We start from the raw sequence: 13,740 nt of genomic DNA, 5'->3' as shown, positions 1-13,740 counted from the left end.
CCATGCGAACGACGCCACGGGTGGCCGGCTTCAGATCGGAATACCCGGCCGGCTTCGAATTGGAATGCATGGCCGGCTTCGTCGGAATCCGCAGCGAGCGTTCAGGCGATCGGCGATGGCGCCCGCTTGATCAGGTCCGGCGAAGCCGACATTGCGATCTGCGGCGGCACGGAGGCCTGCATCGATCCGGTGAGCCTCGGGCGGCGGCGCGGGCACTTTCGACGTCCTTCAACGACACGCCCGCCCGCGCGTCGCGGCCGTTCGATCGCGACCGGGACGGTTTTGTGATGGGCGAAGGCGCAGGTGTGCTTGTCATCGAGGAGCTCGAACACGCACTGCGGCGTGGCGCCAAGCCGATCGCCGAGCTCACTGGCTACGGCACGACGGCGGACGCCTATCACATCACCGCAGGTCCCGAAGACGGCGACGGCGCCCGGCGCGCGATGGAGGCGGCGCTGCGGCAGGCCGGCTTGCTTCCCGGCGAGATCCAGCATCTCAACGCGCATTCGACATCGACGCCGGTCGGCGATCTCAGCGAACTCGAGGCCATCAAGCGCGTGTTCGGGCGCGAGGGAAGCGTTGCCGTCAGCGCGACCAAGTCGGCCACAGGACATCTGCTTGGCGCGGCCGGCGGCGTCGAGGCGATCTTCACGATCCTGGCGCTGCGCGATCAGGTCGCGCCGCCCACCCTCAATCTGGAGAACGCCGACCCGGCTGCCGAGGGCATCGACCTGGTCGCAAGCGTCGCGCGGCCGATGGCGATCGAACACGCGATCTCGAACGGCTTCGGATTTGGCGGCGTCAACGCCAGCCTGGTCTTTCGACGCTGGTCCTGAACCGGCTGGCTGCTCCGCAAGCGTGTCACCTCAAGCGGGCTCGCTCGCGAGCCTTGCCGCCGGTCATCGGGCCTTCAGCCACCCGTATCCACTGCAGGGCCTGGCCTGCCCCTTGCTTCACCCACGACGGGAAGGGTCCAGTGGCGACGCGCCGACAGGGCTGGGCGTTCGGGATGACGGCCCGGTCTGCGAGCGCGACCCAGGGCTGTGGCCGTTTCCGCTCCGACGCCGGAGCAGACGTCACAGGGAGTCCGTCAGTTTCTGACGACGTAGAGCGGCGTTCTGATCGTCAATTGGTAAGCCGGCTTCGGCACCCAGGAGATCTGTGCGGTGACGCCGAAGAGGCGGTTGTCGTTATCATCCATCCGGTCCACGTCGAACCTGACGATCGGTTGGGTAAAGGGCCCTATCGGCGTCAGGTTCAAGAGTTGCGCCCCGCCAAACGATTGAACGCCGACACGTCCGGTGAATTTCCAGTTGCTGGGCCATTGGTAGTAGCCGCCGACATAGCCGATAGTGTTCGAATTGATCCGCGCCAGCGGAGAATCGACGTGGACCTGTGTGTACTGAACGCCCGCAAGCAGACCCCTGGTCTCGTCCTCGTTCAGCGCGTAATCGAACTCCAGAACATTGTTGGGATGTCGTGGCGAGCGGCGAATCCGGCACCGACCTTGTAACCGTCGTCTGCAGCGTGATCGTCGGTATCGATCCGCCGTTCTGCTGGTAGATGTCGGCCTGGAATCCAGCATTGAAACTGGAGATCGCGAGCGTCGACCAGTCCGACGCGCCGCCTTGTGACGCACTGGCAGTGAAGCCGCCGTATAATGAGAGGCGGTCACTGAGATCGATCGTCAGCGGGACATCAACCCCGAAGCTCTGACTGGATGGCGACGTCAGGTTGGGACGCGTCGCGGCGCTCGCCAGCATCGAGAGCGACTGCAGCGTCGCGATGGCCGTCGACAAGGAAGGGCTGCTGAAGCCGATCGAGAGCGCATTGGCGGGTACCGTTGCGTAGTTGATCCGAAAGTCCAGATAGACATTGGATTGCGCGGATGTCGTTTCCGTTGAATCGTCATCGTTGTCGTCGGCCAAAGCGAAAACGGAAAAATGCACTGATAGCAGGCCCGCCAGAGTCATCCGGTAGGAGGGTCCGATCATGGCGGTCGACACCAACCTCGCGTGTTCCAATCACTGCGGATATTGATCCACACAGTGCTCTCGAAGGCTTCGCCAGATTACCAGATCCTGATGAGGCCGACCGGCCGCGCCGCAAAAGCAAAAGCCCCCGGCGTTTTCGCGCCGGGGGCTCTGTTAGATGTCAGTCAGATCAACCGGTATTACCAGTTGCGCTGAGCGCGGAGCAGCAGGGTGTAGGTGTTCTGGTCCTTCAGCTCGTACACAGCTGCCGGCTTGCCGATCCCGGGGGCGCCGGGGAAAGTGAGCGTACCGGCGAAGCTCTGGTCCAGACGGGTGTAGGTGAAGTCTGCCGTGAAGGTCAGGTTCTTCACCGGGGTCCACTGGGTCTGCGTACCGAGCTGCGCGATGCTGTAGTCGGGGTTGCAGGACGTCAGGCTGGAAGCGGCACTAAAGAAGTTGCTGAGCGAACCACCCACGCCAGTGCCGGTCGGGCCGCAGAGGTAGCCCTTGGCCGTGCTGTTGTAGTTAACCTGGGCCCAGGCACCGTAGATGCTGGTGTTCCAGTTCGGGTTCCAGTTGTGCACGTAGGCACCGCGGAAGCCGTAGGTCGTGATCAGCTGCTGCTGACCGCCGGTCACGAAAATCGAGTCCGGCGCGAGGCCGAAGCCGATGCTCTGGTACGCACCAGGAACATTGGTGCCGCCGAAGATGGTGTTCGCACCAGCCGAGCCGGCGAGGTCCTGGATGTTGTAGCGCGTCGCACCGTTGGTGTAGACGCCCTGCAAGTTGATGGTGTCGCCAGGTCCGGTCGGGATGTTCTTGATCGACAAGGCCAATTGACCAGCCCAGCCCCACTTGTCGTCCGGATGGCCGGTCAACTCGGTGCCGCCGTAGTAGGCTGCGTGGTTGTCATGCGCCGCGAACGACGCCTGGAACAGACCCCAGGCCTGATCGACGCGCAGCATCGCGACGAGATCCGGAGCGACCGTGCCGGCGTAGTCGCTGAGGCCGAACGTGTTGGTGTTACCGACAACGCCGAAGGTGGCGGGAGCACCGAGGTTGGCCACACCGGCCTGATAGTAGGCCGACTGATCCTGAGCCGACAGAGACAGCGACACGCCGTTGCCGAACTGCGCGGTGTAGGTGAACTGGTTCACACCCGTGATCGTGCCGCCGCCGCCGACGAGACCGTCGAAGTTGTTGCCAGGATAGTTGGCCCACGGAGCCGAGAACTGCGAGACCGCCTTACCGATGGTGAAGCCGGCGAACTGGATGAAGGCGTAGTAGACGCCAACCACACCAGCCGCAACCGCACCGGCGTTGGCATTGTTCGGAGCCTGCACAGCGCCGATCGGCGAGTAGACGGTCGAACCGTTACCCTGACCGCCATAGGTGTCCGAGGTCCAGGAGAACGTCGCATCGAAGAAGGTGCGGACCACGCCGTATTCGGTCGCGGTGCGCGTATCGATGTTCAGGTCTTCACGCGAACGCCAGGTGTAGCCGTTGGTGAAGCGGTTGTTCGCGCCACCGGCACCCGAGGTATTGCCGGTCGCGTCCGAGTTGGTGTTCGCGAGAACGTCCACGCGCAGGTAGCCGCCCAGCTTGATGCAGGTGTCGGTGCCCGGGATGTAGTAGAAACCGGGACCATACAGGGAGCAAACCTTCACGTACTCGACCGCTTTGGCCTTGACGGGAAGATCGGCCGCCTGAGCTCCGCCGACCGCGACGAGAGCCGCCGCCGAGCCGAGGATAAGGCTCTTAACCATCTTCATGTTAAACCTCCAAGTTGCTCTATCTCAGGGAAGGTTCCGGATCCGCCGGGTAAACACCCTCAGGTTGGTTCCCTTTGTCCCTTAAATCCCCGCCCAGTCGCTTCGCGCCTTCGGACACACCCGCATGAACGCGAGGGACTTAAGCGAACCACCTAAAACGGGACGACCTTGGGATGCCCCCCTCCGTCGCAGTTCCATATGAGACAGAAGGCCCCCGATCACGCAACAAAAGACCGCTCGGATTCGGGCAAGTTGGGCGCTTTTTAGGCCATTGTTGCCGAAAGATCACGGTGGTGTGACAATGCGGAGCCTCCTTATCCCCTTGAATAATTTGAATATTTTGGAATTTTCCACTGAACGCCGGCATTCATGATCTGCGTGCACAGCACCAAGCGTGCCGCGAAGCACAGCGGCCCCTTATGTTCGCAACGAAGGAACGTGCGTGAAGAGATTCGCGGGCGTTGATCCGGTAACATTCACGCAAGTCGACAGGGCGCCGGCAGCGCCGCACCCATTTTGTTTTGCGAGACGTCATCGTCCATAGCCGAACCGACGGTGGGGCGAAGCCGCGAATTGATCTGGGGGACCGACCGGCTGCCCACACCCAGTCGCGTGCCGCACGACGAGTTCTCTCATCGATGGGCAGAAAGCAGCTTCGGCTTGAAACCCGTTAAGGATCGCTTGAACGTTGTGAAGGCGGATCGGGATCGCTCGAAGGCCGACCTCGAGCGGGTCAAGTCACACGCATTAAACGCGATCCAGATCGAGCCCGCCTTGCTTGAGCGGTTCGGCCGCACCTTGCGGCAGAACTTCACCTTCCGGATCTATCCCATCCGGAAAGCCTGCCTGCAGTCGCTCATCAGCGTGATCGAGGTCGACGACGTCGCGATCCGGATCAAGAGTAGCAGGCAAGGGTAGCAAGGATGTGCTCGAAAGGCCGTTTTGGTGTCAGGTGAGTGCAAGTATCAGTCCAGAACCATGTCGCCGGGCCAGGTCTTGCTGGCTGCGTTCGCCTTGGCTTGCGGATTGCCGGTCGCGCCCGACGTTCCCGTGGTGAAAGGAAATAGGTGACAGAGCCCGGCAACCTGTTCGCTGCAGATGGCACGCGTATCGGGCTGCACCGCCCGTGCCGCAAATGCCGGCGCCCCGCCTAACAGGACAACAGAGACTGCGAACAGCCTTGCGATGGTCATCAAACGCATCGTCTTTCTCCTTCTTGATGGCGTCTTTGCGCTTCAACCGGTCGAGCCGGCCATCGTGCGCAGTGCGCAATGAGTCTTGCTAGTCACGTAGGATCATCGCTCGCGAACTCTGCTAAACTTCGCTTTAGAATCCTCACGATCGCGACAACCAGCATTCAGTTGCACGTCGTCGCTTTAGCGGCGTTCCGGCCCGGGCATCTCGTCACCTGTGCGAGAGCGGTCTGCCCGATGGCTCGGCGAGCAGCGCGCGTGGCTTGCCGAGAATTGCGGCGGCTTATCCGATCTTGCCGGAGTGGACGGGAGTTGCCTCGGTCTATCCTTCCCACGGACAATCGAAACGCCGACCGCGCCCGTTCGAACCATCTGTAAGACTAAAACGGAATTTAGAGGACCCGCGCGCGGGTAGCGGCAATATTGCATCGTCAACAGTCTTCACGCCGGCATTACGCCGCGCGGAAGCAGAGATGCGCGCGCAACCTCAGTCAGGAGAATCGAGACATGCAGCAGCACGCTACGATCACGCAAGCAGGTTTCGTATACGATGACCGCTTGAAGTCGGCCAGGAGGCCGCGGGGGCGACCGATCCACGGGATATTGGTGTCGTTCTCCGCCGCCTATTTTGTCGGCGCTTTGGCCACCGACCTTGCCTATTGGCAGATGCTGGATGTGCTGTGGGAGAGGTTCTCGATCTGGCTCATTGCCGCCGGCCTGGTCATGGCGGGCCTGGCCACCATCGCCTACGCGATCGAGCTTGTGAGCGGCGCGCGGATCGACCGCCCAGCCTGGCCGCGCGTGGTCGGCTACGCGCTCGCGGTCCTGCTCGCGTCGACGAACGCCTTCATTCACAGCCGTGACGGTTACACTGCGGTGGTCCCGACCGGCCTGATGCTTTCCGCACTCGTCGTCGCTGTTCTCGTGTTGACAGCGGTCGTTGCCAGGGTCCTGACAAATCGCCACCGGTTCGGAGCTTGATCACAATGCACATCCTCAAACATGCACGCGCGGCGAAGCTGCCGCATCTCGCCGCTCTCCTTGTCGCCGGCCTCGGGCTCGCTGGCTGTGACGATGGCGGCAACCCGGCGGTGCAGATCGGCGCCAATCCCAGGCTGCCCGCGTTGCAGCAGTACCTGATGCCGCCAATCCACATCGCAAAAGCCGTAGGCTGGGGCGACGAAACGCCAACGGTTGCGGAAGGCCTGCAGGTTCATGCCCTGGCGACCGGCTTCCAGCATCCGCGCTCCGTTTACGTCCTGCCCAACGGAGACGTGCTGGTGGTCGAAAGCAATGGCCCGAAAGCACCGATATACCGGCCCAAGGACATCGTTACCGGCTGGGTGCAGACGTTTGCCGGCGCCAAGGCAAGGGATGCAAACCGCATCACCCTGCTGCGCGACACCAACGGTGACGGCGTTCCCGACGTACGAAGCGTATTCCTGGATCATCTCAGCTCGCCGTTCGGTGTCGCCCTGATCGGTCACGACCTCTACGTCGCGAACACTGATGCCATCGTCCGCTATCCTTATCAGGATGGACAGACCAGCATCACCGCGGCCGGCACCAAGCTCACGGATCTTCCCGGCGGTCCGATCGATCATCACTGGACCAAGTCGCTGTTGGCCAGCCCGGACGGCTCCAAGCTCTATGTCGGCGTCGGATCGAACAGCAACATCACCGAGAACGGCATCGGAGCCGAATATGAACGTGCCGCTATCTGGGAGGTCGATGTCGCCTCGGGCGCGCATCGCATCTACGCCAGCGGCGTCCGCAATCCGACCGGCCTGCAGTGGGAGCCCGAGACCGGCAAGCTCTGGGCCATCGCCAACGAACGCGACGAGATCGGGCCCGACCTGGTTCCGGATTACATGACGTCGGTACGGGACGGCGGCTTCTATGGCTGGCCTTACAGCTACTACGGTCAGCATCTCGACCCTCGCGTCATGCCGCAGCGGCCGGACTTGGTGGCTTCGGCGATCGTGCCGGACTACGCGCTGAGCTCCCACGTCGCGCCATTGGGATTCGCGATGTCCCACGGCACCGGTCTTCCGGCCGACTACCGCAGCGGCGCCTTTGTCGGCGAACACGGCAGCTGGGATCGAACGCCGCTCAACGGCTACAAGGTGGTCTTTGTGCCGTTTGGCGGCGGAAAGCCCAGCGGCCCGGTGCAGGATGTCGTCACCGGCTTCCTCGATCAAAACAGTCACGCACGCGGCCGGCCGGTCGGCCTCGCCGTCGACAAGAGTGGTGCATTGCTGATCGCTGACGACGTCGGAAACACGGTGTGGAGGGTGTCGGGCGCCACGTCAAAGCCGGGCAGCTAGTGCGATCTCACCATCTCAGCGATCGTCAAGGAAACAGCCGCATGACGCAGAAAAAGCGCCATGCGGGCATAGATATGGTACCGGCCCTCCCCGCGATTGCGGGAGAACCGGTCCAACTGCAACAGCATTGTCAACCTGGTGATGGATGGCATGGAAGTCATGCGAGCAGCCATGCGATCGGTCACGGATCGGCGACACGAACGTCTGATCCGATCCGGTCGTGATGAGACGCAGCGCGTGATCGTCAGTGTGAAGTGTGTGGCGTCAACAGCTCCGCCGAACATGCCGACCGGCCGTTCAGCGCCTTCTTCACCACGAGATCGAGCCGCACGGGTGTGGGACTTCGATCTGCCGTTCGATCACCGAAGCTTACGGCGGCCGATTGTGAACCTCGTCACGGCAAGCATGCCCTCGGCACCACGCATCAGTTCGCCCTCCTCGTGAACGCTGACGCGGCCTCGCACGATTGCGGCTCGTGCGGGAAACATGACCTGCATTCAACAGCCTCGGCAGATGTTTCCGATCGCCCGATCGACGGCAGCTTCTCCAGGGGTCTGCTTGAGCATGGCGTCCGGGACCGCGGGAACGTCAGCCGATGTCGGCTGATGGTGCGGTGGAAGCGGCGCGGTCCCAATCAGCCTGGGATCCGATGTCAGCGACGGCGGGACCGTTGGATCAGCCGGCGCCATCAGACTCTGCATCTCTCCTCGACGCATGCCTCCTCCGTGCATCCCTCCCCCATGCATCCCTCCCCCATCCATGCCGCCGCCATGCATGCCGCCGCGGGCATAGCTGGCGGAGAGCCCGGTGAACAGGACCACGGTCGCTATGATGAGCCTTCGCATGTTGCGCTCCTTGCACGATTAGCGTTGATGACGACTTCGATGCGCCCGTTGATACGGTCGGCGCTCGACGAGCGCGACCCAAGACTCCTCACTCTGGCTGGAGCGGCGGTGCTTGCGACGGATCGTCGTCTCGTCGACGAGATAGTGTCGTGGCGTCTTGCCGCTGATAACATTCGCATCACTTCCGCGCGACCCGCCGACTGAAGCCGCCCCCCTTCGTGATGAAGCCGAATTTAGTGGGGCCGAACAGGCCGCGACCCCATCTTCATTCCATCACGGCGCCAGCGCCTTTGCCCTCGAAGAGTGCCGGCGTCTGAAACGACCTGCGGCGAACAGTTCGCCCATCCAAAGGAGAATGTCATGAGAGGACGAGTGATGATGATTTTGGCGAGCGTAGCGCTCGCCGGCAGCCTGCTTGCAACCGATGCCCAAGCGCGCGGCGGTGGCGGCGGCGGTGGCGGCCATGGTGGCGGCATGGGCGGGGGCTTCGGCGGAGGCCACATGGCTGGCATGAGCGGCGGTCACATGGGCGGCTTCGGCGGAGGCATGGCCGGGCTTGGCGCGGGCCACATCGGCGGTCTTGGCGGAGGTCTTGGCGGAGGTCTTGGCGGAGGCCGCATCGGCGTCGGCGCAGATCACATCGGCGGCGCTACCGCGGGTCGCATGGCAGACGTCGGGCACGACCGCTTTGGCGGGGGACGGCATCGCTTCTATCGTAACGGCTACTACGACGACGGTCTGGCTTGTCCGTACTATCCGTACGACCTCTACGACCAATCGTACCAGTGCCCCTTCTGAACGGGAGCCCGATCCGGAAGCCGCGAACGCGCGGCTTCCGCTCCCGCCGGACCGCGTGGAGCATTGGCGAAAACGTGTCTAACGCCAAATCTGTCGGGCCGACGCAACCAACCGTATCGGCCTCACGCAACTGCTGGGCCGGATCGAAGCGCCGCTGAACAGGCCGCCGGGCTGCCGCCTGCGCCAGGCAACGCGCCTTACGCGAGCCTTGCTCCTGAAATCGAATTTAACGTCCTAAACCCCAATTTAGTAGGTCGTCCGCGCGCTGCGCCTATCATCCGGTGATCCGCTCGACCTTCAGCGGCAGACGATATCGAGCTTACCACGACGGAGCGACCGACATGGGCATTGAGGGACAATTCGCAGGCCTCGCAGTTCGAACACGAGGCGAGCCAGCGCGCGTCGGAAGCGGGCGCAGCAGAGGCTATCTCGACGACATCAGACGTTTTGCCATGCTGGAAAGAGACCAGGAATATAACCTCGCCAAGCGTTGGCGCGAGCACTCCGACCGTGACGCCGCAAACCAGCTCGTCACAAGCCATCTGCGTCTCGCGGTCAAGATCGCCATGGGTTACCGCGGCTACGGCCTGCCTGTGTCTGAAATGATCGCCGAGGGCAACGTTGGCCTGATGCAGGCATTGAACCGTTACGAGCCTGAAAGAGGCTTTCGGTTCGCGACCTACGCGATATGGTGGATCAGGGCGTCCATACACGATTACATCCTGCGCTCGTGGTCACTCGTGAAGATCGGCACCACCGCGAACCAGAAGAAGCTGTTCTTCAAGCTGCGCTCTGCGAAGAGCAAGATCGCTGCATTGGATAGCGGCGATCTGCATCCTGATCAGGTGGCACAGATCGCAAAGGACCTCGATGTCGGGAGCCAGGATGTCGTCGAGATGAATCGACGGCTCAGCGGTGATAGGTCTATCAATGCACCGATCCGTAACGACGGCGAAACGGGTGAATGGCAGGACCAACTCGTTGATCCGTCCCCTTCTCCGGAAGCCATCATCGTCGAACAAGACGAGAAGGAGCACCGACTCGAGGCTTTGACCGCGGCAATCGGCGTGCTCAACGACCGCGAGCGCCGCGTGTTCGAGGCACGACGTCTGGCCGATGAACCGGTGACGCTCGAGGACCTGGCGGCGCGCTTCAACGTCTCGCGTGAGCGCATCCGGCAAATCGAGGCGCGCGCGTTCGAGAAGGTGCGAAAGGCGGCCAAGAACCTCGCCATGCAGGGTCCGATGGCGGTACCGGGGCCCTTGGGTGCTTGAACGAAGATCCGATTCGGGTACGTTTGAGGCTGCGGCTCATTGACGGCGACCACCCATACAAACCGCTTCAGGCCTCCCTGGAGCCACTTGAATGGTCCATGGCTTCTAATGGTCCATGGCTTCTGATGATCTATGGCTTCCACCAATTGCCGCAGCACCTCATGGCCGGGGCGATGCGCGCAGCAAGACCGGGGTCGACTTGTAGGAAGGCGTTCCAGATCTGGCGTCATACTGATCGAGCGCCACCAGGATATTCGCCTCCGGATAATAGGCCGCGATCGAGCCCTGGGCGATATGGTAAGCGACCGCCGTCTGCTTGCGCATGACCCGCTCGCCGGCGTTCGATCCAGCGTCGGGCACGACGGCGATATCGACGAGATCGCCATGCTTCAGGCCGCGGCTGGACAAGTCCCGCTCATTGACAAATACGACGTCGCGCCGCCCTGTAATTCCCCTGTAGCGGTCATTCATGCCGTAGATCGTCGTGTTGTACTGATCGTGACTTCTGATCGTGGTGAGCGTGAGGACGTCACGATCCGTCGCGCGCGGATCCTCGTCCGTTCCCCGATAGACGATAAAATTGGCTTTCTTTGTCGACGTCCGCCAGTCGCGCGCCGATGCGGCAACATAGAGCCGAAATCCACCCGGCTTCATGATGCGAGCGTTGAAATCCGCAAATTCCGGAAAGACCGCCTCGATGCAGTCGCGGACCCTTCCGTAATCGGAAACCAGGTCTGCCCATTTCACCCGCGTGTTCGGCAATGTGGCGAGCGCCAGTCCCGCGATAATTGCCGGCTCCGACTTGAGATGCTCGGATGCCGGTTTCAGGCCGCCGCGTGAGGCATGGACCATTGACATTGAATCTTCCACCGTGACCGACTGCGGACCGGTCGCCTGGATATCGACCTCGGTCCGTCCCAGACACGGAAGAATGAACGACTGTTTCGCAAGCAGCAGATGAGAACGATTGAGCTTGGTGGCGATATGCACCGCGAGATCGAGTTTCCGCATCGCGCTGAACGTGACTTCCGGATCGGACATCGCAACGGCAAGATTGCCGCCGAGGCAGAACAACGCCTTCGATCGTCCGTCCCGGATCGCCTCGATGGCTTCGAGCGCATTGTGGCCCTTGTGACGCGGCGGCTCGAATCCGAACACGCGAGCCAGCCCGTTCAAAAGGTCATCGTTCGGAATTTCGGTGATGCCGACGGTACGATCTCCCTGCACATTCGAATGGCCGCGCAACGGCGAGATGCCTGCGCCCTTGCGCCCGATATTGCCGCGGAGCATCAACAGATTTGCAATCTGCTGCACATTGCTCGTGCCGTGACGATGCTGGGTGATTCCCATGCCGTAGTTGATGATGACGCGCTCCGCCTTGGCGTAGATACTGCCGGCGGCCTCGATATCGGATCGTGACAGGCCCGAGGCTTCTTCAATAGCTTCCCAGGAAGTTGCTTCGAGGTCCGCCAGCAGTGTATCGATTCCGGTCGTGTGATCCCTGATGAATTCGTGGTCGAGAATACCGGCGCCACCCTTTGCAAGGCTTTCGGCATCAAGCGCGACGAGGGTCTTCATCATGCCCTTCAACACGGCGATATCGCCGCCGACCTTCACCTGATAATAGGTCGAGGCGATCGGCGTCGAGCTCAGCGTCAACATCTCGACGGGACTCTGCGGCGATGTGAACCGTTCCAGTCCACGCTCGTGCAGCGGATTGAAGACGACAATCGGCACTCCTCGCTTTGAGACCTCACGCAGCGTCGTCAACATGCGAGGATGGTTGGTCCCTGGATTGTGACCTATGCAGAAAAGCGCGTCGCAATGATCGAAATCTTTCAGTGTCACGGTCCCCTTGCCGACACCAATCGATTGCGGCAGGCCGACGCTCGTCGCCTCGTGGCACATGTTCGAGCAATCGGGAAAATTGTTGGTGCCGTATTCCCGCGCGAACAACTGATAGAGAAAGGCCGCCTCGTTGGAGGCGCGGCCGGACGTATAGAACTCCGCCATGTCGGGGTGCGGTAGCTCGCGGAGTGCGGCCCCGATCCTCGCCAGCGCCTCCTCCCACGAAATCGGCAGGAATTTGTCCGTTGTCCGGTCGTAGACCATCGGGTGGGTCAAGCGCCCCTCGTTCTCGAGATCGAAGTCCGGCCAATCCCAGAGTTCGCTCGCGGTATGAGCTGCAAAGAATTCCGGCGTCGTCCGTTTCGCGGTCGCCTCCCATGCGACGGCCTTGGCGCCGTTCTCGCAAAACTCGAACGAGGAGGTATGTTTAGGATCGGGCCAGGCGCAGCCCGGACAATCGAATCCATGGGGCTGGTTCATGCTCAGGAGACCGCGCGTCTCCTTGACAATGGCCTTCTGACCGCGGACCGCATCCGCCACGGCCTTCAGGGCGCCCCACCCCGCCGCAGCTCCCTCGTAGTCGCCGACACCCAAGACCTCGTCGTCGCTCATTGTGCTCTCCATCGTGGTGATGTGTGGCCGAAAGACGCTTCGGTGTCGAAACGAGTTTCCATCCGAGACCATGGACGTTGGCGCTTGGGGCGACATGCTCAACTAAAAAAAGATTTAGCGTTGAGAGATCCGGCCGCACGTGTCGTCGGCGCCAAGGCGGACCGGCACCGGAGAATAAACGTATATTTAATTGCACGGATTGGGACGCCGGCTACTTACTGCTCGAAGCCAAAGCCGGCAGCGGCTGGCGGAAACGAGCTCGCCCCCGCCGCTGACAATGCTCGCCGCGAGATCACGGATTTCAACAGGGAAGTGACGATGAGATTCGCGTTGATTGCTGTGCTGCTTCCCACGTTCCTCATTTGCAACGAGGCCACCGCGCAGGTTGGCACGATGCCGACGACCCCTACCCTCGGCGCAACGTCCCCGCTTGATGCGAGTTCTGGCACGACGGTCGGGCCGAGCGGAATCGGACTCGGAGCCACCGAGATTGCCTCTGGAGGACTCAGTCCGGCGCCTACCGGCGTGACCGGCACGATTGCAATCCCGAGCACGAGCAGCGGGACGGCATGCTCGACCGTCGGCACCTCGCCATCAACGATGTTCGGATCCACCGCGAGCTTCGATGGCGGCGGAATGGGCGTCGGAGCGCCCGCCACTGCAGGAATGGCCAGCGGCACGGCAACGTCGGGAATTTCAAGCTCCTCCGGGCTCCTGACCACGTCCGGCATGTCGACCACGTCAGGAACGTTGGATACGGCGGGACTATCGGGAATGTGCGGTTCCGGCTCGACCAGCGCTGCGTCCTCATCGACTCCAGCCGCAACGGCACCCACTGCGGCTGGTGGCGTCAATCGGACCGGAATTCCGTTGGGTTCGACCGAGATCGGCAACCTCGGGGTCAGCGGCATACCCGCGGTGCCGACGCCAACCGTATCGCCGATTGCGAGTACAGTGGGATCGAGCACGGTGGCGCCAACCATCCCCAGCATCGCGCCTCCATCCACGACATCAGCGACGACAACGAGCGCCTTCCCGTGTTCGACCACGGGGGTGATCACAAACTCCGTCACTGGCTGCTGATTTGCTTTTGCATCG

The 13,740-nt window shown here is 62.2% G+C and carries 10 protein-coding genes and 1 pseudogene; 6 read left to right on the top strand and 5 right to left on the bottom strand.

Annotated elements, in window-relative coordinates:
* Positions 1–90: 90 nt before the first annotated feature.
* Positions 91–836 (top strand): annotated as a pseudogene (locus tag ABIB78_RS28995) (beta-ketoacyl synthase N-terminal-like domain-containing protein); the annotation flags it as partial.
* A 254-nt stretch (positions 837–1,090) separates the two neighbouring features.
* Here ABIB78_RS28995 and ABIB78_RS28990 read toward each other — a convergent pair.
* Complete coding sequence (locus tag ABIB78_RS28990; RefSeq protein WP_429030635.1) at positions 1,091–1,585, bottom strand: hypothetical protein; 495 nt, start codon at positions 1,583–1,585, stop codon at positions 1,091–1,093.
* A 588-nt stretch (positions 1,586–2,173) separates the two neighbouring features.
* Entirely contained in the window at positions 2,174–3,745 is a 1,572-nt protein-coding gene (locus tag ABIB78_RS28985; RefSeq protein WP_429030632.1) for a porin, read from the bottom strand.
* A 573-nt stretch (positions 3,746–4,318) separates the two neighbouring features.
* Between ABIB78_RS28985 and ABIB78_RS28980 the strand changes: the two genes are divergently transcribed.
* Positions 4,319–4,663 carry a hypothetical protein gene (locus ABIB78_RS28980; RefSeq protein ID WP_429030629.1) on the top strand — a complete coding sequence of 115 codons (345 nt, stop codon included), beginning with the start codon at positions 4,319–4,321 and terminating at the stop codon, positions 4,661–4,663.
* Between the two features lie 47 nt (positions 4,664–4,710).
* On the opposite strand, the gene ABIB78_RS28975 is transcribed toward ABIB78_RS28980, so the two are convergent.
* Positions 4,711–4,947: a hypothetical protein gene (locus tag ABIB78_RS28975; protein WP_429030626.1), complete on the bottom strand. Its 237-nt coding sequence runs from the start codon at positions 4,945–4,947 to the stop codon at positions 4,711–4,713.
* 498 nt (positions 4,948–5,445) lie between these two features.
* Here ABIB78_RS28975 and ABIB78_RS28970 point away from each other — a divergent pair, with 498 nt between their 5' ends.
* The 4 genes from ABIB78_RS28970 to rpoH all read left to right on the top strand — a co-directional run bounded on the left by ABIB78_RS28970 (position 5,446) and on the right by rpoH (position 10,182).
* Entirely contained in the window at positions 5,446–5,919 is a 474-nt protein-coding gene (locus ABIB78_RS28970; RefSeq protein ID WP_429030624.1) for a DUF2231 domain-containing protein, read from the top strand.
* A gap of 5 nt (positions 5,920–5,924) precedes the next feature.
* Positions 5,925–7,265 carry a PQQ-dependent sugar dehydrogenase gene (locus ABIB78_RS28965; RefSeq protein WP_429030622.1) on the top strand — a complete coding sequence of 447 codons (1,341 nt, stop codon included), beginning with the start codon at positions 5,925–5,927 and terminating at the stop codon, positions 7,263–7,265.
* A gap of 1,205 nt (positions 7,266–8,470) precedes the next feature.
* Positions 8,471–8,908, top strand: coding sequence for a hypothetical protein (locus ABIB78_RS28960; protein ID WP_429030619.1), 438 nt, complete (start codon positions 8,471–8,473; stop codon positions 8,906–8,908).
* Positions 8,909–9,249: 341 nt separating this feature from the next.
* Positions 9,250–10,182 (top strand): RNA polymerase sigma factor RpoH, encoded by a 933-nt coding sequence (rpoH, locus tag ABIB78_RS28955; protein WP_429030616.1) that lies wholly within the window; start codon positions 9,250–9,252, stop codon positions 10,180–10,182.
* A gap of 159 nt (positions 10,183–10,341) precedes the next feature.
* Here the strand turns inward: rpoH and ABIB78_RS28950 are convergent, their stop codons facing one another.
* Complete coding sequence (locus ABIB78_RS28950) at positions 10,342–12,642, bottom strand: FdhF/YdeP family oxidoreductase (protein ID WP_429030614.1); 2,301 nt, start codon at positions 12,640–12,642, stop codon at positions 10,342–10,344.
* Positions 12,643–12,857: 215 nt separating this feature from the next.
* Entirely contained in the window at positions 12,858–13,715 is an 858-nt protein-coding gene (locus tag ABIB78_RS28945) for a hypothetical protein (RefSeq protein WP_429030611.1), read from the bottom strand.
* Positions 13,716–13,740: the final 25 nt, after the last annotated feature.

This window comes from Bradyrhizobium sp. I1.14.4, from assembly GCF_050435825.1.
Taxonomy (GTDB): Bacteria; Pseudomonadota; Alphaproteobacteria; order Rhizobiales; family Xanthobacteraceae; genus Bradyrhizobium.
Note: the sequence above shows the minus strand (reverse complement) of the source record. Positions and strands in the feature narration are given on the sequence as shown.